This window comes from Spirosoma terrae (assembly GCF_010435915.1).
Taxonomy (GTDB): Bacteria; Bacteroidota; Bacteroidia; order Cytophagales; family Spirosomataceae; genus Spirosoma; species Spirosoma terrae.
Genome location: NZ_JAAFZH010000002.1, coordinates 20,725 through 41,865 on the forward strand (window position 1 = coordinate 20,725; position 21,141 = coordinate 41,865).

The 21,141-nt window shown below is 46.8% G+C and carries 19 protein-coding genes; 6 read left to right on the forward strand and 13 right to left on the reverse strand.

Annotation, left to right across the window (positions count from 1 at the left end; genetic code table 11):
- The first annotated feature begins 45 nt into the window (after positions 1-45).
- On the forward strand, positions 46-2,007 hold the full coding sequence (locus tag GK108_RS05145) for an ABC-F family ATP-binding cassette domain-containing protein (RefSeq protein ID WP_163943917.1): 1,962 nt from the start codon (positions 46-48) through the stop codon (positions 2,005-2,007).
- Between the two features lie 62 nt (positions 2,008-2,069).
- Positions 2,070-3,128, forward strand: a complete 1,059-nt coding sequence (locus GK108_RS05150) for a PA0069 family radical SAM protein (RefSeq protein ID WP_163943920.1) — start codon at positions 2,070-2,072, stop codon at positions 3,126-3,128.
- 20 nt (positions 3,129-3,148) lie between these two features.
- On the opposite strand, the gene GK108_RS05155 is transcribed toward GK108_RS05150, so the two are convergent.
- Positions 3,149-4,093, reverse strand: coding sequence for a bestrophin family protein (locus GK108_RS05155; protein WP_163943923.1), 945 nt, complete (start codon positions 4,091-4,093; stop codon positions 3,149-3,151).
- A gap of 125 nt (positions 4,094-4,218) precedes the next feature.
- On the opposite strand from GK108_RS05155, the gene GK108_RS05160 reads away from it, so the two are divergent.
- Positions 4,219-5,517, forward strand: coding sequence for a type IX secretion system plug protein (locus tag GK108_RS05160; protein WP_163943925.1), 1,299 nt, complete (start codon positions 4,219-4,221; stop codon positions 5,515-5,517).
- 79 nt (positions 5,518-5,596) lie between these two features.
- Here the strand turns inward: GK108_RS05160 and ychF are convergent, their stop codons facing one another.
- Both ychF and GK108_RS05170 read right to left on the reverse strand, forming a co-directional pair.
- Positions 5,597-6,697: a redox-regulated ATPase YchF gene (gene ychF, locus GK108_RS05165; RefSeq protein ID WP_163943929.1), complete on the reverse strand. Its 1,101-nt coding sequence runs from the start codon at positions 6,695-6,697 to the stop codon at positions 5,597-5,599.
- Positions 6,698-6,956: 259 nt separating this feature from the next.
- Positions 6,957-7,277, reverse strand: a complete 321-nt coding sequence (locus tag GK108_RS05170; RefSeq protein ID WP_163943932.1) for a DUF3276 family protein — start codon at positions 7,275-7,277, stop codon at positions 6,957-6,959.
- Between the two features lie 272 nt (positions 7,278-7,549).
- Between GK108_RS05170 and GK108_RS05175 the strand changes: the two genes are divergently transcribed.
- Positions 7,550-7,993, forward strand: a complete 444-nt coding sequence (locus tag GK108_RS05175; RefSeq protein WP_163943936.1) for a septal ring lytic transglycosylase RlpA family protein — start codon at positions 7,550-7,552, stop codon at positions 7,991-7,993.
- A gap of 181 nt (positions 7,994-8,174) precedes the next feature.
- Complete coding sequence (locus GK108_RS05180; RefSeq protein ID WP_163943937.1) at positions 8,175-9,086, forward strand: DUF58 domain-containing protein; 912 nt, start codon at positions 8,175-8,177, stop codon at positions 9,084-9,086.
- 74 nt (positions 9,087-9,160) lie between these two features.
- Here GK108_RS05180 and GK108_RS05185 read toward each other — a convergent pair whose 3' ends face one another.
- Entirely contained in the window at positions 9,161-10,639 is a 1,479-nt protein-coding gene (locus tag GK108_RS05185) for a thioredoxin-like domain-containing protein (RefSeq protein ID WP_163943940.1), read from the reverse strand.
- Positions 10,640-10,739: 100 nt separating this feature from the next.
- Here GK108_RS05185 and GK108_RS05190 point away from each other — a divergent pair, with 100 nt between their 5' ends.
- A complete protein-coding gene (locus GK108_RS05190; protein WP_163943943.1) occupies positions 10,740-11,519 on the forward strand; it encodes a YdcF family protein in 780 nt (259 codons plus the stop codon).
- 82 nt (positions 11,520-11,601) lie between these two features.
- Here the strand turns inward: GK108_RS05190 and pfkA are convergent, their stop codons facing one another.
- The 9 genes from pfkA to pseG all read right to left on the reverse strand — a co-directional run bounded on the left by pfkA (position 11,602) and on the right by pseG (position 21,125).
- The gene (pfkA, locus tag GK108_RS05195; RefSeq protein WP_163943945.1) at positions 11,602-12,576 is read right to left on the reverse strand and encodes a 6-phosphofructokinase; all 975 of its coding nucleotides are present in this window, start codon (positions 12,574-12,576) and stop codon (positions 11,602-11,604) included.
- A 200-nt stretch (positions 12,577-12,776) separates the two neighbouring features.
- Complete coding sequence (locus tag GK108_RS05200) at positions 12,777-13,538, reverse strand: glycosyltransferase family 2 protein (RefSeq protein WP_163943948.1); 762 nt, start codon at positions 13,536-13,538, stop codon at positions 12,777-12,779.
- A 30-nt stretch (positions 13,539-13,568) separates the two neighbouring features.
- The gene (locus tag GK108_RS05205; protein WP_163943951.1) at positions 13,569-14,861 is read right to left on the reverse strand and encodes a glycosyltransferase family 4 protein; all 1,293 of its coding nucleotides are present in this window, start codon (positions 14,859-14,861) and stop codon (positions 13,569-13,571) included.
- Positions 14,858-15,814 (reverse strand): hypothetical protein, encoded by a 957-nt coding sequence (locus tag GK108_RS05210; RefSeq protein ID WP_163943954.1) that lies wholly within the window; start codon positions 15,812-15,814, stop codon positions 14,858-14,860. The genes GK108_RS05205 and GK108_RS05210 overlap by 4 nt, the downstream gene beginning before the upstream one ends.
- Positions 15,815-15,940: 126 nt before the next feature.
- Positions 15,941-16,747, reverse strand: a complete 807-nt coding sequence (locus GK108_RS05215) for an FkbM family methyltransferase (RefSeq protein ID WP_163943955.1) — start codon at positions 16,745-16,747, stop codon at positions 15,941-15,943.
- 95 nt (positions 16,748-16,842) lie between these two features.
- The gene (locus tag GK108_RS05220) at positions 16,843-18,336 is read right to left on the reverse strand and encodes a lipopolysaccharide biosynthesis protein (protein ID WP_163943958.1); all 1,494 of its coding nucleotides are present in this window, start codon (positions 18,334-18,336) and stop codon (positions 16,843-16,845) included.
- A 76-nt stretch (positions 18,337-18,412) separates the two neighbouring features.
- Positions 18,413-19,480 (reverse strand): pseudaminic acid synthase, encoded by a 1,068-nt coding sequence (pseI, locus tag GK108_RS05225; protein ID WP_163943960.1) that lies wholly within the window; start codon positions 19,478-19,480, stop codon positions 18,413-18,415.
- Positions 19,481-19,522: 42 nt separating this feature from the next.
- The gene (locus tag GK108_RS05230) at positions 19,523-20,017 is read right to left on the reverse strand and encodes a GNAT family N-acetyltransferase (RefSeq protein WP_163943963.1); all 495 of its coding nucleotides are present in this window, start codon (positions 20,015-20,017) and stop codon (positions 19,523-19,525) included.
- 73 nt (positions 20,018-20,090) lie between these two features.
- On the reverse strand, positions 20,091-21,125 hold the full coding sequence (pseG, locus tag GK108_RS05235) for a UDP-2,4-diacetamido-2,4,6-trideoxy-beta-L-altropyranose hydrolase (RefSeq protein ID WP_163943966.1): 1,035 nt from the start codon (positions 21,123-21,125) through the stop codon (positions 20,091-20,093).
- Positions 21,126-21,141 lie beyond the last annotated feature (16 nt).

Here is a 21,141-nt window from a genome sequence, read left to right on the forward strand (position 1 = left end):
ACTCCTTTTTTGCGATAGGCCAACCGTTTTTGGTAAATTTGCACTATGATTTCCATCACGAACCTCTCGTACTATCTCGGTAGCCGGGCACTGTATGAAAATGCCTCGCTTCATATTAAACCCAATCAGAAAATCGGCCTGATTGGTCTCAATGGCACTGGTAAATCGACGCTGCTGCGAATTATCAACGGCGAATATCAGGCTGATGGCGGAACCATTTCCAAAGCTGGCGACGTAACCATTGGTTTTTTAAATCAGGATTTGTTGTCTTATCAGACCGACGACTCTATTTTGTCGGTGGCGATGCAGGCGTTCGAACGCCAGAATAAACTGCAACAACAGATCGATGAGTTACTTCATGAGATGGAGACCAACTACCGCGATGAACTGGTCGATAAGCTGGGCAAGGTGCAGGAAGAGTTCGACGCGCTGGATGGCTATACCGTACAGGCTAGAGCTGAAGAAATTATGGAAGGTCTTGGTTTTTCGACCGAAGACCTGCAAAAGCCGTTACGCACCTTTTCGGGGGGATGGCGAATGCGCGTCATGCTGGCTAAGCTTCTGTTGCAAAAGCCTTCTTTATTGATGCTTGATGAGCCAACCAACCACCTGGACTTACCGTCGATTCAGTGGGTGGAAAAATACATTCAGACTTACGAAGGAGCTGTGATGGTAGTATCGCACGACCGCGAATTTCTGGATAACGTGATTGATGTTACGGTTGAGGTATCTGGTACGAAGTTAAATTACTATGGTGGTAATTATTCGTTCTATCTGGAAGAGAAAGCGTTACGTAACGAAATTCAGAAAGGTGCTTACGAGAACCAGCAGGCTAAAATCCGGCAGACGGAGCGCTTCATTGAGCGGTTTAAAGCTAAAGCTACCAAGGCTAAGCAGGCCCAAAGCCGCGTAAAGCAACTGGCTCGTATGGAACTGGTCGATGCCGTTATCGATGAAACGGCGCGGGTTAATTTCAAATTTCAGTTTTCAACCCAGCCAGGCCGTCATATTCTCCATCTTGAGGATATTACTAAACATTACGGACCCAAGCGAATTCTGACTCACGCCGACGTCAGACTGGAGCGGGGTGATAAAGTAGCGCTGATTGGCGCTAATGGTCGTGGGAAATCGACGTTGCTACGTATCATTTCGGGGAGTGAGCCACTGAACGATGGTCGTCGGCAGTTGGGACATAACGTATCATTTAGCTTTTATGCACAGCACCAACTTGAGTCGTTGAACGTAGACGATACGTTGCTCGAAGAACTAAAACATGCGAATCCGACCAAAACAGAGGGCGAATTACGGGGTGTATTAGGCTGCTTCCTCTTCTCCAATGACGAGGTTTTTAAGAAAATCAAAGTTCTTTCAGGGGGAGAAAAATCACGTGTAGCACTGGCAAAAGTGTTGCTTTCGCAAGCAAATTTCCTACTGCTTGACGAACCGACCAACCACCTGGATATGCAATCGGTCAATATTCTTATTCAGGCGTTGGAGCAATACGAAGGTACGTACGTAGTGGTATCGCACGACCGATACTTTGTGTCGCAGATTGCCAACAAAATCTGGTACATCGAAGATGAGCAGATTAAGGAGTATCCGGGTACGTATGATGAATACGAATGGTGGATGGAAGAGCGCAAAGATGGCAAAGTTGCTGAAACGCCAAAGTCTCAACCAGCCCCTGTTGTAGCCAGCCAGCCGCAATCCAGTAATGGTAAGGCCGACAATGGACGACCTTCGGAAGAGGATCGAAAAGAATGGCAAAAAATGCTACGTAAGCTAAATCAGCAGGCCGAGGCAGCCGAAACAAAAATTGCTCAGCTGGAAGAACGTAAAAAGCGGCTCGAAGACGAGCTGGCCGATCCTGCTACGTATGGAGACGGTAAGCTAATGCAGGCTAAAAACGACGAATACCACCGGGTTAAAACTGAAATCGGCCAAATACAGGATGAATGGGAAGCCGCTATGATGGAAGCTGAAGAGTGGGAAAAAAAATTAGCATGACCATTACCTAAAATAGTCGGCTTCATATTACAAATGAAATATAATTATATTTCATTTGTAATATGAAGCCGACGTATAATAAGGGGAGAGGGGCGCAGTTTAATACGGCCAACCCCTACCTGAAGAACCGCCTTGAACCCGACGAAGCAGAATGGGCTGTGGATAGTTTCACAGAGCCAGCCCGCAAAACTCAATTTCTCGACGATGCTCCCAAGCAGATTATCAGCCGTTCGAAAAGCCCGGATGTTGGCTTTTCGGCTTCCGTAAATCCATATCAGGGTTGCGAACATGGCTGCATTTACTGCTATGCCCGACCTACGCATGAGTATTGGGGCTTTTCGGCGGGGCTGGATTTCGAAAGCAAAATAATGGTCAAGAAAAATGCGCCTGAGCTGCTGGAGAAGCAGTTTCAGACGCGTTCCTATCGGCCAGTGGTTCTCTTCTTTTCGGGAAATACGGATTGTTACCAACCGGCCGAACGGACCTACCAACTGACGCGTCGGATGCTACAGCTGTGTCTGCATTATCGAAATCCGGTATCGATTATTACGAAAAATGCACTCATTCTACGCGATCTGGACATCCTGAAGCCGTTGGCCGACTTGAATCTTGTCAGCGTAGCCATAACGATCACTACTCTAAACGAAGAATTACGGCTGCTGATGGAGCCACGTACCGTTACGTTCGCTCAGCGTTTAAAAACACTGGCTACGTTGCATCAAGCGGGGATTCCCGTAGGGGTTATGACTGCACCAATTATTCCCAGCCTCAACGACCACGAAATACCGAAACTAGTTGAATTAGCCGCTGAATCGGGTGCGCTTTGGTCGGCTTATACCATTGTTCGTCTAAATGGCGCACTTGCCCCCTTGTTTACGGATTGGGTAAATCAGGCTTTCCCCGACCGGGCTGAACGAATTCTGCGGCAGATTGCCGACTGCCACGGCGGACAACTGAACGATTCACGTTTTTCGACACGAATGGTGGGGGAAGGAAATTATGCGCGGCATATTGCTCAGCTGCACCAGATTGCCTGTCAGAAATTCCTGAAAGACCGACAGCATCCTACATTAACCACCAGGTTGTTTCGGCCAGCCGGGCAGATCGGTTTGTTCGAGTAACTATAGATTGCTTGATCAACTCAGTTCTCGTAAGAAAAGCCTTTTTGCTGCCGCTGTGTTTCGGCCATTTGTATTCGTTTGGCCGAATGGTCGAACGATTGGGTTACTGTTTTTTGAATGTTCGTGCAAATTGTATCGAGAGGCAGATCATTATCGTCGGTTCCAAACGGATTTTCGATTTCTTCGGCAATGATTTCAAGGCTGGCTAACACGTAAAAAACAAAAATGACCAGCGGAACAACCAGATAGTGTAGGTTTGATACGTAGCCGAGCGGCAGCGTCATGCAATAAACAAAAATAAATTTCTTGATGAACGAGCTGTACGAGAAAGGAATGGGCGTATTCTTGATCCGTTCGCAGGCGCCACAGGTATCCATCAATGACTGAATTTCTGGGTTCAGAATAATGAGGTGTTCAGGTAGTAAAATTCCCTTGCGCTGTAGATCGTTGATTTTGCCAAAAATAGCCAGGGCTATTTGCTGAGGAACATGCTCGCTCATATTCAGATTGGTGATCGGAAAAAGCGACGTTTCTGAAAACTCCTTTTCAATCGAGTGCTGGCGTAAGTGATTCTTCAGCGCAAAGGCAAAATTAGGAATCATAGCCCGGAAAAACTGACGAACATCGGTTTGGCTAACATCCAGTAACTGGTCAAGTTTCAGCGCCATGTTACGTGTATTATTGACCAGACCGCCCCACAGCTTTCTACCTTCCCACCAGCGGTCATAGGCTGTATTGGTCCGGAAAACCAGTAGCATCGAAATCACAAAGCTCAGCAGCGAGTGCATGAGCGAAAAATTCTTGAGATGCGGATTGTCGCTCAGATCGAGCAACTCAATAATATGAACTATAATGAGCGAATAAAGACCAATGCTGAGGATAGCCGGTAGTAATTTGCGAACGGTATCAGCTCGGTTGAAGGTGATAATGAACCGGAACCAGTCTTTCGGATTATAGTTTACCATGGATTAGTTAAGGAGACCTTCGCCAAAGTTATCAATTTTAAAATTCGGCAAAGGCTACCATCTTTGCCCGATCAGAACGTTAGCATAACGTTCATAGACTTATTCGTTACGTTAAAAAGAATCAAATGACTGTCTCTCTCAGGCTGTTGGCTGTTACGTTACTATGTTGTTACGCTACGTTGCTACCGGCGCAAAAAATACAAACCGTTGATCAGATCATTGATGCTAAGATAGCAACGGTGTTGCTGTACCCACTCGTCAATGGAAGTCATAATGATCCGTCCTTAACCCTCAACCCGCCCGTTATTTCGCTTGATGAGCAAATTCCGTTGCAACTCGAATTTGACGACTTAACCGCTAACTATCGGTCGTTTCGCGCTAAACTTATTCATTGCAATGCCGATTGGCAGCAGTCGGTACTAAACGATATTGAATTTACGTACGAATACAACGACAACCCCATTACTGACTATCAGGTTTCGCTCAATACCAAAATTCCGTATTATCATTATCGATTCGTGATTCCACGCGTAAAGCTGCCAGGAAATTATGTGCTGGTTGTATACGACGAGCGCAATCGTAATTCGATCATGTTTACCCGTCGGTTTAGTACGTATCAGAATAAAATATCGGTCGCTGCCAGTGTTCATTTCTCGTCCGATCCATCGCGGCAGTTTTCTGATCAGCAAATTGATATGGCCATTAGCTACAAAGGCTATCAGGTGATTTCTCCACAGGACGATTTTAAAGTCGTCATACGTCAGAATTACCGCGATGATCGTGTAATTCGTGGCTTGCGACCAACCAATGTGCAGGCTTTCGATCAGATGCTGGAGTATCGATTGATCGATCTAAGTAATACGTTGCCGGGCGGGAATGAATTTCGATTCTTTGATACGCGGACGGTTCTTTCCAGAGCCAATTACATTGATCGTATCGACCGAAATGCTGATCGTAATATTGCCTACGTACAGATCGATAAACCACGTAGTCAGGGGGCCTATATTCAGAGCGATGATTTCAACGGCTTATTCGTAATCGACCAGCGGGAAACCGGCAACGGAGCAACCAATGGCGATTATATTGAGACCGTGTTTACGCTTCAAATTCCTGAACTGCCAGGCGTAGATTTATATGTTAATGGTGCCTTCAATTTCTGGCAATTAACGGAGCGTAACCAAATGACGTATGACGCCATTCTGGGCGCTTACCGAGCAGCTATATTACTTAAGCAGGGCGTTTATAATTACGATTACGTAGTGAAGACGACAACCAATCCGCCAAAAGTTGATGAGAATTATATTGAGGGAAGCTATTCGTCAACCGAAAACGATTATGAAGTTTTTGTCTATCACCGTCCGCCAGCTTCTCGCGCTGATCAGTTAGTGGCCTATCAGCGAGTGGGGGTCAATAAACGGAAATAACGAGCAAATGGGTTGATATGCCATATCTCCAAGATATGGCATATCAACCCATTTGCTCGTTATTTCATAAAGCAACGGTTTATGCGCTGTGCAGGAATTCCATGATATCGCCATCCTGAACAACGTATTCTTTGCCTTCTACGGCTAGTTTTCCAGCTTCGCGAACACCGGCTTCGGTTTTAAATTGTTCGAAATCGGGTAGTTTCATGACCTGCGCCCGAATGAATTTCTTTTCGAAATCGGAGTGAATCACACCAGCGGCTTGCGGGGCTTTCCACCCTCTATGGATTGTCCAGGCCCGAACTTCTTTAACGCCAGCCGTGAAATACGTAATCAGCCCTAGTAATTTGTACGAAGCCTTGATCAGCTTGCTCAGGCCCGATTCGGTTAAACTATATTCGCTCAGGAACATTTCCCGTTCGTCGGGATCTTCCATTTCGGCAATCTGCGATTCGATGCTGGCGCTAATAATAATAACCTCGGCTCCCTCATCCTTAACCGATTCGCGTAACGCATCGGAATACTCATTACCATTTGGTAATGAGCCTTCATCGACGTTTGCTACGTAAATAACGGGCTTGATTGTGAGCAGCGAGATATCGCCGATAGCGGCTTCCCGGTCTTCTGGTGAAATCTGCACTGTGCGAGCGCTTTTTCCAGATTCGAGCACTGTTTTGTACTCTTTCAGAATGGCCAGTTCTGCTTTGGCTTTGGCATCCCCAACCTGAGCCGCTTTTGCAATTCGCTGGATTTTTTTATCGACAGATTCCAGGTCCTTTAATTGAAGCTCCGCGTCAATAATTTCTTTATCCGATACCGGATTTACTTTTCCTTCAACGTGAACGATATTTTCGTCTTCAAAACAACGGATCACATGAACGATAGCGTCAACTTCGCGGATGTTGGCCAGAAATTTGTTGCCTAAGCCCGCTCCCTGACTGGCTCCTTTTACCAATCCGGCGATGTCGACAAACTCAATAATGGTGGGGACCACTTTTTGTGGTTTTACCAGACTTTCGAGTGTGTTCAGACGTTCGTCGGGGACGGTAACGACACCAACGTTAGGTTCTATTGTACAGAACGGGTAATTAGCCGCTTCGGCCTTCCCGCTTGATATTGCGTTAAACAACGTAGATTTTCCCACATTTGGTAAACCTACGATACCACATTGTAAGCCCATAATTGATTGTGAATGAGTGAATGATCTGGCCGCCGGAGCGAAGGTGGACTAAATAGCCTAGTATTGACTATTCGTTCTGGTGCTCATTCACTCAATCGTCATTTAGTTTTTCTGCAAAAGTACACCTGTATTGGCGGACCGCAAAAAAAGCCTTTAGCTTAAAGCCAAGGCTTATTAAATCGTAAAGGAAAAGTGGAAGTATAGGGTTAAATCATAGAAGATTGTTTGCTGGGATCGGTTTTGACGAGTCAATGCGAATCTAGTCCCATTTGAACTCGCTGGCGAAATCATCCTGTTCGTCGCGTTGGGCAAATTGCGCGAAATCAACGTCAGGCATCAGTTCGACTTTCACATGATCTACCGTTTCCTGTAGTGCTTCAATAAATTTATCGAAGTCTTCTTTGTAGAGGAAAAGCTTATGTTTTTCATAAACAAATCCATCTCCCTGGGGGTGTCGGCGGCTTTCGGTAATGGTCAGGTAATAATCATTACCACGGGTTGATTTGACGTCGAAAAAATACGTCCGTTTACCCGCCCGTACTCGTTTGGAATAGATCTTTTCCCGTTCTCTTTCGTCCACAATCAGTGAGGTTTAGTACGTTCGTGAACGCTAAAGATACGTTCATTCAGGGCAGAACAAAAATATAGGCCATAAATATATTTCGGGGTAGTTTCTCCCCGAAAGCAGGTAGAGTTGTAGAGGCCAGTCCACAGTTTTTTCGGTAAAAGCTTGGTTGTTAGCATCATTTAACCTATCTTTGTTTTGTAGGAATTGCACTTTTTGGGGACGGAGGAGATCGGAAGATACAACTGATTGCCTTCGTTTATTTTTTTCACGTAACCAAAAGCTGTATGAGTTATATCATGTCCCTTATGTTGTTTTTTAGCAGCATAAAACCGGCGGAGGCTCTCCCGAGCCTCATACAGAAAGGCAAAGCGTCTTTTTATTCCAAGAAGTTCAATGGTCGTAAGACCGCTTATGGCGAGCGCGTTAGCGCAGCTGCTCTTGAAGGTGCTCACCGTTCATTGCCCCTCAATACACTCGTTGAGGTAACTAACCTGGACAACAATCGTTCGGTAATTGTACGAATCAATGATCGAGGTCCATTTTCAAAAAGTCGTGTGATCGATCTTACTCACGCGGCTGCAGATGCACTTGGTATGGTTTCTAAAGGAGTCGCCAATGTGTCGCTTCGGGTTGTCGGTAAAGGAAGCCGGGCATTAGCCGCTTTAACACCTGATACCCCGTTTACTACTCCTGATGCTTTTCAGCCTATGCTGGAGCCAGTATTGTAATCTGACGCGGCCGTAGGGACGTGTTATGATGGTTGAACCGTTCAACGCTCATCCGTGCAATTCCTGACACGGGCGCTGAACGGTTCTTTTTTTGTTATCCGGCATATGATTTGTAGCTTGTAGACACGTTGGCCTTTTGTTCGTTCGTTATGAATAACAGGAAAGCAATCTGGCATCAATCATGAAAGAAACGCTTAATCTGGGGCAGATTCGCTCGTTTGGCAATGTCGAGTTTTTAGCTCGTCAACTGGTAGAAGGTTTTATTACCGGCCTGCATAAATCTCCCTTTCATGGGTTTTCGGTTGAGTTTGCTGAACATCGACTGTATAATACGGGCGAAACAACCCGCCATATCGATTGGAAAGTGTACGGGAAAACGGAGAAACTATTCGTCAAACGGTATGAAGAAGAAACCAACCTACGATGCCACTTGCTGATCGATACGTCGTCGTCCATGTATTACCCAGAGGCTAATTATGGCAAAATGACATTCAGTGTGATGGCAGCAGCCTGTCTGGCGTATATGCTTCAACGTCAGAAAGATGCCGTTAGCTTGACTACGTTTGCCGATACAATTGATGTGCAAACGCCAGTGAAATCAACACCCTCGCACATCCATAAACTGTTTACGCAACTGGATCAGCTGATGCAGCAGCCGAAACCGTTACGTAAAACATCGGCAGCAGATGTAATTCATCAGGTGGCTGAAAAAATCAATAAGCGGTCGTTGGTCGTTATTTTCAGCGATATGTTTGAAAATGTCGAAAAGGCAGACGCGTTGTTTTCTGCCCTGCAGCATCTGCGGCATAATTTACATGAAGTCTTGCTTTTTCACGTTACCGATAAGAAAACAGAAGAGGAGTTTGCTTTCGATGAGCGCCCTTATGAGTTTGTTGATCTGGAAACAGGTGAGAGTGTAAAGCTTCAGCCAGGGCAGGTTCGTGAAACGTATCAGGAAGCGGTAAAATCGTATTTTCAGGATTTGAAAATGCGTTGCGGCCAGTATAAAATCGATTTTATTGAGGCTGATATTGCCCAGGGATTTGACCAGATTCTGACGTCGTATCTGGTCAAACGAACAAAAATGAAATAACAGTCTTCTAAACGTCTACGTCCAGAGAGGCAGTAAAGTTTATTACGTACCTGACGTAGACGTTCAGAATGCTGCTATTTTTTTACGCTTGCTTTCGCATTGGCTGGAGCAACGGCAGGTTTACTGGCCTGCTGTCGTTTATGAAAAAGCACAAAGTCTTCTATTTGCTCTACGGGAAGGTTGCGGGCCAGAATCTTCCGATTTTTATCCAGCACGTATACTGTGGGCGTCGTCCAGACGTCGTACTGATGGCGATAGTCGGTACGCGAGGTGAAATCGTAGCCGTTAATGGCGTTGCCCAGTTTAAACTCCCGGATAAATTTTTTCCATTCGTCGGGGCTTTGATCAATGGCAATAGCTACCAGATCGACGCCTTTCCCTTTATAAGTATCGACAAACTTCTTAATCTTTGGAGCGCTCTCGCGGCAGTGCCCACAGTGAGGATCGTAGAAAAAGACGACTGTATAATCTGATTTCAGATTTTGAAAAGCAATTGGCCGACGTAGCGTATCGCTTACGTTAGGCGAGGGCAGAATTTTGCCGACCAGCAGCGGTTTGAGCGTTTTTACCCGTTCGCCGATGTTTTTAATTGTCGACGAGTCTGTAACAGGCATTACCCCTGTGGCGTAATACGTTTCAAACATGTGAACGAACAAGCCGTCGGTACCCATTACTTTAGGGCGCTCATACTGACTGGTTGTGTACCAGATTACATACGATAGCACTTCTTTACTCTTGCCCGCTTTCGCTTTGCTGACCATAAAGTCGGCAGTCTTAATGAGCGAATCGGCCGACTGGACGGTTAATTCTTTCAGGTAACGATCAATTTTGCGCTGCAGAATAGGCGTACGAACGAAACGCTCGTCTGAGAAATCGTAATCGTCCCAGAAGTGGCTTTTGAAGTAATTGAATACCCAGACGGAATCAGGGCGGCCATTGGCTGCTTTAGGAGCGGGCGGCACATCGGGTTCAGCGGAGGCTTTAATCAGTTTGACCGCAAACGTACCGTTATTTTCTTTGGAAAACTGGTCGCGATAATCCTGTGCTTTTTTCTGCAGCGCATTCAATTTCTGCGTTGCCAGGGCTGAAGACGTAGCATCGTTGCGGATTTTCTTCTCTACCTCAATGGCTTTGGCTTCGTCATAAAAATTGCCCAGCTCCTGCTGATACGAATAGAATAGCTCGTTTTCTTTAGAGCCAGTCACTTTCATATGCTTAATGAAATTGGCCGTATCGGTTTCAAAAGAAAAATTCTGATCGTCAGTCATCAGCAGTTCGACGTAGCGACTTTTGGGTGTAACGGCAATATACAGGCCTTCTGGCAATGTGTTTTTACCTTCAAAAACCAGATTTCCATTCGCATCAACGCGGGCTGTGTCTTTGGGAATGTACTGACCTGCGCCAAAATAGTGTGCTAAAACGCAGGTGGTGTCTTTTAATCCCTGAATGCGGCCAGTAATTTTAAATCCATTGGGCTGTGTTGAAGTAGATTGGGCTCTTGCGTTATTGGCCAGAAAAAGGCCTAGTAGAGCTAGTAGAAGGAAATTTTTCATACAAGCAGATGCGTATCTTCGCGGCTGAATAGAGACAAATTTACACGAATTAGTCCAAGATTTATCTTCTACAAAACGCCTGCCATATCTGATCTAGTCTATGTTTTATTTCTTTTCTAAGACACTCAGTTATTTGCTAACTCCAGCGGGCTGGCTTTTTTCCGCTTTATTGGTGGCCTTCTTCTCGAAAAAGGCGCTCGTCAGACAGCGTAGCCTTGGTGTAGCAGTAATTATATTTTACGTATTCGGCAATTCATTCCTGGTCAATGAGTGGGCGCTTTTGTGGGAATATCCACAGGCTCCTGTCCCTGCCGATTCGGTAACGAAAGTGGCCATTGTGCTGACGGGAGGAATGGTTAATGTATCGAAAGAAACACCCGATAAACGATTTTTGCTTAATCGTGAAGCCGACCGGGCCGGACAAGCACTGTATTTATATAAGAAGGGAGCTGTGCAGAAAATCCTGATTAGCGGAGGCTCAGGCGACCTCCCGTTTCAAAGAACGGAAGCCAGCGACGAAGGCCAGATGACAGCAAGGTTTCTCGAAACAGCTGGTGTACGGACGGAGGATATTGTCTTGGAAAACAAATCGCGTAACACGCATGAGAACGCTGTTTTCTCTGGTAAAATGCTACGTGAACGTTTTCCGAATAGTAGGTATGTACTTGTTACGTCGGCTTTTCATATGCGTCGGGCCGTTGCCTGCTTTCAGAAAGAGGGAATTACTGTAATCCCGTTTCCTGGGAGCTTTATGAGTACGCGACGATCATTTATGCCCGGCGAATGGCTTTTCCCGCACGAAGAGTCGTTTGCGTACGCATACTCACTTCTGAAAGAACTGGTTGGATACGTAACCTATAAAGCAGTAGGATACGTTTAACCAGGTATCGCTTTGTCTACAGCATCGAAAGGTAGGTGTAAAAACCTAGCTCTTCGACGCTATAGATACTATAAAAAAACGGTTATACGCTCAAGATCTTCACCATCCGCAGCAGATCCTCGTTGATTGGCTTCGGTAGGCGAATTGTATCGCGGAAGGGAGTATAGACTAGTTCATTATTAACAACACCCGCCATTACGTTCTTTTCTCCATTCATGAGGCCTTCCAGAGCGCCCAAGCCCAGGCGACTGGCCAGAATCCGGTCGTACGCCGTTGGAATACCGCCACGCTGAATATGACCAAGCGTCGTCACCCGCATATCGATATTTAATTCGACCTGCTGACGAATTTTTTCGGCAATTTCGCTGGCAATACCGGCTTCTTCGCCTTCGGCAATGACAACAATAGAAGACGATTTCTGGCGGCTCCAGCCTGCTTTCAGGGTTTCTACTACTTCCGAAATAGGCGTGAGTACTTCAGGAACCATCACTAATTCGGCACCTCCGGCAATCCCCGATTGAATAGCGATATAGCCTGAGTCGCGACCCATCACCTCAATTAAGAAGATACGGTCGTGCGAATCAGCCGTATCCCGGATTTTGTCAATCGCTTCTAACGCTGTATTGACTGCCGTGTCGTAGCCAATCGTATAATCAGTACCGTATAGGTCGTTGTCAATCGTACCGGGTGCGCCAACGGTCGGAATACCGTACTCGTCGTAGAATATTGTTGCACCGGTAAACGTACCGTTACCGCCAATAGCGACCAGGCCTTCAATGCCAAACTTTTGTAATTGTTCGAAAGCCTTGGCGCGGCCTTCAGGAGTCATAAATTCTTTACTACGGGCCGATTTCAGAATGGTTCCACCCCGCTGAACGATATTGCTCACTGAGTAGGAAGACATCTGAAAAATGTCGCCATTTATCATCCCGCTGTACCCCCGGCGTACACCAAATACTTCGATACCGTGGTAAACAGCCCCCCGGACAACCGCCCGAATGCAGGCATTCATACCCGGCGCATCACCACCTGAGGTAAAAACAGCAATTCTTTTCATCGATCAAGTCTATTTTTTACTGAAAAAGGACAAGAAGTTAGGTTGTTCGTACAAGAAACCCCGCAAATTTATCCGCATTTCACAATCTTAAGGCATCGTGTTGGCAATTATCTCGAATGATTCATGGAAATTTCATAAAAAGCCTTCAGACTGCCCTACTGTCTTGCCAACATTAGTAAACGCAAAATCCATTTTTACCGCTATACCATCACCTTGCGTGCCAGTGCTCGCCACACGATGCGGCCGTGATTAAGAATAGTCGGGAGTAGTCCGAAATGAGTAACCAGTACGTTAAATCGATCAATTAGTGATTGACGATGCTGTTGAACCGATAAGCCGCCAATGAGGTATTTGCACAGGACAAAGGGCAGAAACTCGATTGTTTTAGCTTTTTTCAAGCAGCGGATTTCCCAGTCCAGATCGGCACTCAAATTATCAATCGGATAATCAGGAGCAATCGAGCGTCGGGCTATGAAAGCCTGGTGACACACTTTCATGCCCATGTTCATATCCTGCCAGGTTAAGCGATGTGGAAGCGTATGGGGTGTAACCTGGCTACGTAAGCCAACCGGTGTTCCATCATCCCGTACAAAGAGCGCATCGCTGTAATATATGTCGGCGGAGCCCTGTTCCTGACGTTGCCAGGTTATTACGCCGAGTAGGTTAGAAAGGGTTTGATCGTCGTGGAGTTCATCGCCTGCGTTCATAAACCAGACATATTCTCCCGTAGCTCGATGCAGGCCTTTATTCATGGCATCATACAGCCCTTTGTCGGGCTCAGAAATCCACTGTGTAATCGAGTTCTCGTATTGCCTGACGATCCCAAGCGTACCATCGTTCGACCCGCCATCAATCACGATATACTCATAGTCGGTCGCTTGCTGGCTCACAATACTGTTGATAGTACGTTCCAGAAAGCGCTCGGCGTTGTAGGTAATCGTAATGATTGAAATGGTAGGCATAGATGACTAAAAAATCGGTTGATAATCGAATCAACCCGCCAATAATTGTTGATATAACTCAATATGCTGTCGGGCCACGACTTCTTCGGAGAAGCGATCTTCTGCCGACTGACGGGCCGTCTGACGTAACAAATCTGGATTCTGCTGACGTAACACGAACGCCAATCCATCAGCAAGTTCCTGCGCCGAGCCGATCTCAGCCAGATAGCCATTTTGCTCATGATCGATCATTTCGGGAATGCCGCCCGTTCGAAAACCGACTACAGGCGTACCGCAGGAAAGTGACTCAATAACCGTGTTGGGCAAGTTATCTTCCAATGATGGAACAACCAGTACGTCGGCGGCATTATAAGCCGCTACGATGTCTTCCTGAGTGGTCAGAACGCCCAGATGCTGGATTGGATAAGGCAGCTCGTCGAATAGATAAGAACGACCTTTTCCGAAAACCAGAATTTCTGGCGTTACGTCTGGTTGTTGCTGGTGAAGCAGTTGCAATGCTTCGGCAAAATACCGAAAACCTTTCCGCTGATCCGTTACGTTGGCGCTTCCGAACAAGATGCGAGGCCGGTCAGTCGCTGGAATTGTTAGCTGCGCATTGGCCTCGGCCCGATCGATAGGCCGGAACGTATCCTGATCGATGGCGTATGGAATAATCGTGAACGGAAACGAACGTAACAGCTTACTACGTATTGCTTCGTCGGATAGCCAACGACTTGGGGGTGTAAAATGTAGATTCGCACCCTGGAAAACCGCTTCTTTTTTGTCGAACACTTGATGCGATAGATCCTGTTCGCCGGGCTTTTTCAGATATGGGCACTGGTGACAGTGCGTTAAAAAATGATCGCAGCCGCGCGAGTAGTGACAGCCACCCGTAAACGCCCACTGATCGTGCAAGGTCCAGACAACAGGCTTCCCCAGATTAAACAGCGATTTTAAGCCACTGAGGGATAAAAAACCGAAATTGATCCAGTGCAGATGCAGAATGTCGGCTTGCTGAATGGCGGGGTGAAAGTCAATATTGGTGCCGAAAGCAGCTGGCGAAAACTGAAAGCGGACAGACCGGTTTCGCTCGTACGGCAGAAAATATAATCGCTCAGCAACGAATCGCCCGAAAGCGGTTTGTTCGGCCAGAAAGTTGTTGGCCAGATACGTAACGCCGGGAGCGGGTCGGTGCTTTTCCTGCCGATTCGACGTACCAACGAGCATGGTGCTCTCAACGCCACCATACATCCACCCAACTTTCGACAGAGCCTGATGGAGTCGGTTAGCGGCTACGGCAGCTCCGCCAAACAGATGATACGTGCTCAGGTGCGTAACTCTCACCGGCCAACTAACTGGTTAAACTTTTTAACAACTTCTGGCCAGAACCCAATTCCTAAAACACGTCCCCAGATACGCCGACGCGAGTACTGTTCCATCTCCGCAAAAATTGGGTCGGAAAAACGCTCTTTGGCTTTCTGAGTCAATATAAGCGCGAAGCCGTGTTGCTTCAGTGTAGTAGCAAAAACCCAGCCCAGTAACAAATTGCGCTGGGTTAAGGTAGCATCGTCTGCAAATCGGTTTAGATACGTCATTTCGCCCCATACCGCGCTATTTTTGAGCGAGAAAAGAACAAACTTTTTCACTAATGGCTGAGTCGAGAAGCTATCCAGCAAAGCAGGCGTGATGCGGGGAGAACCTTTGGGCAGTAGTTCGGCCAGCCAGTGGCTGCCCGTTTCTTCCATAAATTGCAGCACTTTGTAGAGTTTATCCTCGCCGTCGTAGATCGACGCAATGCCCGGTTCAAATTCAGCCGTCAAAACGCGTTTGGTACGTTCTTCACCCAAATTGCGGAACAGTCGAAGGTCGGTTCCCTGCGAATCGGTTTTAAACCAGTCCACCTGTTTGATTTTCAGACTGTCGAGCGTCGAGCGCAGGCTTCGCGTTTTGAGTTGAACCACTTTTGTGGGTTCAAATTTGGGCGCAAACGCATATTCCTGAATCAGATCGGGGCGGGGACGTAACAGACTGGAACAGTGGGGCGATTCGGTCAGATAAAAATTGGCCGTTTCGGTATCTGTTTCCGTAACGATGTGGTTGAAGGTATATAGTTTTCGAAAGTGGCTGGATTCGCTCTCTACGTAGCCAAAGTCGCGGTCGTCGGCGTCGAATGCGATGCAGATGGCATATTTGGCAAACGTTTTCCACCGATTATGGAGTTGCCCGGAAGCTCCTATATCGACCAGCACCGGCGGTTCGGTCTGAAACTCAGGGCGACTTAGTATTTTATCAATCATTCAGGACTCTGTTTTCGTTAATCCAGTTTTTAGTGCATGGTTTATAGTTGCTCTGTCTATTAGCTTATATCCTCGTATGACGAATCAACCATAAACTGAAAACCATAGACTATAAACTCAACTCCGCTAATTTCGATACGCAAAGATATTCAATTGAAGGTCCATGCTGTCATTACCCCGATACCGATGATTAACTAATGGCGCATGGCGGTATTGACTGGTGTTTATGTAGTACCGAAAACCACTTTCTTCCAGAATCTGAACAACTTCAGCCAGCGTTTGCGGATGATCGAGATACGCGTGGAATTCAACAAACATATTCTGAACGTGCGCCAGAGCATCCCGACAATCGGTCAGAACGGCTGTTTCGGCGCCTTCAATATCCATCTTCAGCATGTCGATTCGGGTTTCGCGCAGCAGATAATCGCGGAGTCGAATGGAGGGAACCAGCTTGCGATCCGTTTGCGAAAAAATAGAAGCCGAATCGGCCTGATCGCTACCAAACCAGATGCCTTCATCGTTTATCCAGACGGCTTTCGTTACGATCTCGACATCCGAAATCTGGTTTTGCCGGAGGTTATTCTGTAAGACTAAGCTGATTTGCTCATCCGCTTCGAACGCTACAATTCGGGCATTGGGATAAGCCTGCCGGAAATAAACGACGCTGGTACCCACGTTGGTACCGCAATCAAAAATGACGGGCCTGGCGCTGGTGGTATGAAACCGGTAAAATTCATCGACAAAAATTTCCCGGACCTGCCAGATAAATGATAGCGCATCGGGTACCCGAAACTGGTATCGACCAAACGTTACGTCAATCTGCTGATTACGAGGTTTGCTACCGTACCGCAAGGCTAACCACAACAATCGACGTCCTTCAGTTGAACGTAGTAACCGAGCTGTTTCGGTGAATAAAAAACGGAAAACCCACATGGAGGAATGGTAAGGTTTATGGTTTTTAGTTTAAGGTGTATGGTTTATTGTACAACGAATCAATTCAGAAGACAAAACCTCGAACCTCGAAATCATTATACATATCGTTTTCGTAAATCGTCGACGGTCTGATTGATTTCCGGTGACAGACGTAGCAGAATAACCAATCCGCCAAACAAGGCTGTAATTAGTGATGACCGCCACGTTAAATCCAGAATGACCCGCCAGTTAGAATCGTTGGCTGCAGGATAGGGGATTTGAACCGCTATCCACCAAACAATAAGTCCAATAACAATGGCCGCCAGATTTCGCCAGGTGAATGGCTGCAAACGAAACGCAAAGCCGACGAAAACCGTCCGGGCAAAATTAAACAGGAACGTGGCCAGTGCAGCGCCAATGGCTGCTCCGTTGATGCCAAACTGAGGAATTAATAGCTTATTAGCGCCAATGGTAATAAACGTAAGGGCTACGAAAAACAGCGAATCATAGACGTAGTACCGGGATGTATTCAGAATAATACCGTTAACGCCGGTTGCCATATCGATTAATTTGCCTAAGCCCAACCATAAAATAACGTAATAGCCGCCTTCGTAACCAGCAGGTAGAAAGTGAAATACGTTAGGCAGATTAGCCGCAACGCCCACAAACACAAAACATCCCGCAATAAGCTGATTCAGACAGCTCTTCCGATAAATGGTGGCTATATTTTCCAGATCATTGTTTTTCCAGGACTCAGCAATCAACGCACCGGATACTTTATAAAGAGCAGTTGCAGGGACGGCAATGACGGCCCCAAAATTGGCCGCCATGCTGTAAATTCCAGTCGCATCTAAACCTATGTCATGGTTAATCATGACTTTATCAACGGCAAGGATAATTTGGGAAGAGAGAGCCGTTGTAAGGGTTAAAGCTGCGTATCGTGTTAACTCTCGGCGTAATGTGGGATTGATGGAAATGAATCGACGATTGAAAAAAAGCGATTTGTCGCGTGCTACGCTGAAAACCATCAACATGGCTTGTATAAAAAAGGCTAGTAGCCACAACCCTAGAAATTGCGAGAATGTGACCCAACCGAACCAGTACGTAATACCAGCCAGGAGAATAAGTATGCGTTGGACAAACTGCTGTAAGATTGTACCCGTAACTGGGTCATATAGCAACCGGGAGTAGTTATCAAAAACAGTGAAATAAACCGTAAAAAGCGTAAGTGGAATGAGCAGATAATAGTAATTAACAAATAAAGCTGATGAGCCTTGATTTTGCTCGATAAACCATGAACGTGCCAGCCAAAGCCCTACTATGCAAATGAGAGAACCGATAAACGTAGTAAGGGTAGCTATGAATAGATAGCCGTTGTGTTGACGATCGGCGTTTCGGAAATAAGGGAAATAGCGGCCCCCCGCGCCATTAATGCCCAAGTTGGAAAATTGGGCCAGCACTAATGAAAGCGAGATCAGCAATGATAATAAGCCGTACTGCGCCTTGCTAAATAAATGCGGAAAGAAAAGTCCCTGCGTTAAAAAACCAACGGCCACACCCGCGTAGGTATATATTGAACTCTGAATGGTTTGCCGTTTTATGATACCCATGTAGTGGAATGATAGAATGATTGATTGATCGAATGAGTGAATAATTCATGATTGGCCTATTCACTCATTCGATCAATCAATCATTCAAAATTAAACTCCAGTCCAGTGCTGTGCCTGCGGAGATGTCTTTGGTGGCTGTTTTGTTGATGATGTCGTCGTAATAGCGGGTATGCAAACCGTTCGCAGGGCGAATGCTACGTACATTTTCCGGCGTGAAGGCTTCTCCTGCTTTCACATCCTGCACTACGTATAGCGAGCGCTTGAACTGAAGACTTTTTTGCTCTTTGGCCGTCAGCGTGTAACTAACCTGACCCATTGCCAGAAAGGCTCGTTCGGTTTCAATAACGAGACTTTTTAGTTCGTCCGGTTCCAGCGAAAAAGCCGAATCGACTCCACCGTCAGCCCGACGTAACGTTACGTGTTTTTCCAGAACAACCGCTCCTAATGCCACAGCCGCGACGGCCGCACCGATGCCCATGGTGTGGTCAGAGAGCCCAACCGCTACGTCGAATAATTCGCGCATGTGCGGAATCGTGCGCAGGTTTGTCGTTTCGGGTGTAGCGGGGTATGTACTCGTACATTTGAGTAACACCAGGTCCTTACAGCAATTGGCACGTAGCACTTTTACCGATTCATCGAGGTCGGCAACCGACGCTACGCCCGTACTCATGATGACTGGTTTACCCGTCTGCGCAATTTTTTTGAGCAGTATATGGTCTGTGTTTTCGAATGACGCGATTTTATAGAGTGGTACGTCGAGTGATTCCAGAAAATCGACCGCCGTTGTATCAAACGGCGAGCTAAAAGCAATCATGCCACGCTTTTTCGCATGGTCGAAAATGGGTTTATGCCATTCCCAGGGCGTATAGGCGTCTGAATAGAGCTTATATAAATTCTTATCGGCCCAAAGCGATTTGGCATCCCGGATGTAGAATTCTTCCGACGAGCCGTTAAACGTAATCGTATCGGGTGTATAGGTCTGAAGTTTTAAGGCATGAGCGCCTGCATCGGCCACGGCATCAACAATTTCCAACGCCCGTTCGAGCGATTGGTTATGATTGCCCGACATCTCGGCAATAACGAAAGGCCGGTGTCCTGCGCCGATGGTATAGTTGGCAACCTGAATCGGTTGATTTGCTGTCATAATGATTGTAACCTCACAGATTCCGATAGGAGAGGTCGGTTTCTACAAGGTCTTACTGAAAACTAAACTAGGTCTCTCCTGACCAGAAACCCCAAATTTACCGCTTTCGTGCGAGAATGTGAACCCAGCTTTGGTAAATGAGCGGATAGAACTCTGGTTATCAGGTTTAATATAGGCATGTATTGTTATGGCTCCCCACTGCTTCCGGCATTCGTCGCAACCTTCGGCTATGACTTGGCTGGCCAAACCCTGTCCCCGGAAACGAGTGTCTACCGAAATACCGACAATAATCTCATCGGGCATGTCGGCAACCGGTTTCCGCTCAAACCGTATTTGACCAACCGGCTCGCCAGCTTCGTTTTCAAACACCAGCAGTAAAGCGGTTGAATCCGCCAGTTTTCTGGAAAACCAGGCCGTGTGCGTTTCCAGCGAAATTGGGTCAGAGCTAAATGATTGTTGTCGGGTAATGGGATCATTTGCCCAATCGAAATACAAGTGAGCGTCGGCCAACGTAGCGGGGCGGTGTGTCAGGTTCATGAGGTGACTAGGCTTGCCTTAGTGTCGAATGAGGTTACGTATGCCATGTCTTGGAGACATGGCATACGTAACCTCATTCGACACTAAGACCGTGAAATAAAGCTCGGAATCGTTCGGGAGATCGTCCGTCGAAAAAGCGCTTCTGATTCGCTAACGATTCGGAGGTAGGTTCTGTTGAGAATTGAAACGATTGGATCGACAGTTTCAGCATCTGATCCAGGCCGAGAACCGGCGTGAGCCGCGTTAGGAGCGTCGGGAAATTAACGGATAATGCCAGTTTTTCTTCGGATAGAAACCGAGCCAGCCGATCCTGATTCTCAGCTGTTACGACTGCAATTAATGGTCGATTAACGGCGCAGACTTCGTACGCAATCGTGCTACAGGCCGTAATCGCCAGACTGCATTGACGTAGTTCGTCGACCATCTGATCAGCACTCAGATTCTGAAGAATCGTCAGATTAGGCAGTTCAGCCTGAAACGCTTCTATGGAGTCTCGGTTCGGATGGAATGGGCCTAATACAATACGAACCTGCAGCGACGAATCAACAAGGCTGATCGCTTTCAATACGTCCAGCGAGGTGTTTTTAGGATCTGCACCGCCCAGACTTACGAAAATTGGTCCGTTTGCGGGTGGTTCCCCAAACCCATCGGGATTCAGGAACTGAGGGCGGAGCAAAGCATATTGCGGACCCAGACAGAATTGTGTGTAGGATTCTGCATCATACTCATCAGCCGTCAGACCGCCCGCATGGTTTATAATGACATCGGCCACCTGATGGCCCGTGATCAAATCGTCGATGTAAACCAGTTTATTAGCCCGTGCGCGTACGGATTGCTGGAATGCTGAATCAAACGAGTAACCATCTAACACAACCGTTTCGTCGGCGTCAATACTAGCCAGGAACGTAGCGTTTGATGTTTCCTCATAAAAGTCAACAACGGTCAAACCGGCTTGCTGGATTAAATTCGTTACGTTGCTGGTTGGCTCAGTAATGGCAAAACGCATCGAAAACTCGTTTTTCAACATATTGGCCAACGCCAGACACCGCATGACGTGTCCTAACCCAATTTGCGCATTGCCGTCTGCGCGGAAAAAAATTCGCTTCATAGGACTGCTACATGAC

What these genes read in the sequence shown, in the direction of transcription:
- GK108_RS05230 (WP_163943963.1), bottom strand. Translation starts at nt 20,017, where the DNA reads ATGAACCTGACACACCGCCCCGCTACGTTGGCCGACGCTCACTTGTAT.
- GK108_RS05180 (WP_163943937.1), top strand. Translation starts at nt 8,175, where the DNA reads ATGAAAGAAACGCTTAATCTGGGGCAGATTCGCTCGTTTGGCAATGTC.
- GK108_RS05160 (WP_163943925.1), top strand. Translation starts at nt 4,219, where the DNA reads ATGACTGTCTCTCTCAGGCTGTTGGCTGTTACGTTACTATGTTGTTAC.
- pseG (WP_163943966.1), bottom strand. Translation starts at nt 21,125, where the DNA reads ATGAAGCGAATTTTTTTCCGCGCAGACGGCAATGCGCAAATTGGGTTA.
- pfkA (WP_163943945.1), bottom strand. Translation starts at nt 12,576, where the DNA reads ATGAAAAGAATTGCTGTTTTTACCTCAGGTGGTGATGCGCCGGGTATG.
- GK108_RS05190 (WP_163943943.1), top strand. Translation starts at nt 10,740, where the DNA reads ATGTTTTATTTCTTTTCTAAGACACTCAGTTATTTGCTAACTCCAGCG.
- GK108_RS05175 (WP_163943936.1), top strand. Translation starts at nt 7,550, where the DNA reads ATGAGTTATATCATGTCCCTTATGTTGTTTTTTAGCAGCATAAAACCG.
- GK108_RS05155 (WP_163943923.1), bottom strand. Translation starts at nt 4,093, where the DNA reads ATGGTAAACTATAATCCGAAAGACTGGTTCCGGTTCATTATCACCTTC.
- GK108_RS05145 (WP_163943917.1), top strand. Translation starts at nt 46, where the DNA reads ATGATTTCCATCACGAACCTCTCGTACTATCTCGGTAGCCGGGCACTG.
- pseI (WP_163943960.1), bottom strand. Translation starts at nt 19,480, where the DNA reads ATGACAGCAAATCAACCGATTCAGGTTGCCAACTATACCATCGGCGCA.
- GK108_RS05200 (WP_163943948.1), bottom strand. Translation starts at nt 13,538, where the DNA reads ATGCCTACCATTTCAATCATTACGATTACCTACAACGCCGAGCGCTTT.
- GK108_RS05215 (WP_163943955.1), bottom strand. Translation starts at nt 16,747, where the DNA reads ATGTGGGTTTTCCGTTTTTTATTCACCGAAACAGCTCGGTTACTACGT.
- GK108_RS05150 (WP_163943920.1), top strand. Translation starts at nt 2,070, where the DNA reads ATGAAGCCGACGTATAATAAGGGGAGAGGGGCGCAGTTTAATACGGCC.
- ychF (WP_163943929.1), bottom strand. Translation starts at nt 6,697, where the DNA reads ATGGGCTTACAATGTGGTATCGTAGGTTTACCAAATGTGGGAAAATCT.
- GK108_RS05220 (WP_163943958.1), bottom strand. Translation starts at nt 18,336, where the DNA reads ATGGGTATCATAAAACGGCAAACCATTCAGAGTTCAATATATACCTAC.
- GK108_RS05210 (WP_163943954.1), bottom strand. Translation starts at nt 15,814, where the DNA reads ATGATTGATAAAATACTAAGTCGCCCTGAGTTTCAGACCGAACCGCCG.
- GK108_RS05185 (WP_163943940.1), bottom strand. Translation starts at nt 10,639, where the DNA reads ATGAAAAATTTCCTTCTACTAGCTCTACTAGGCCTTTTTCTGGCCAAT.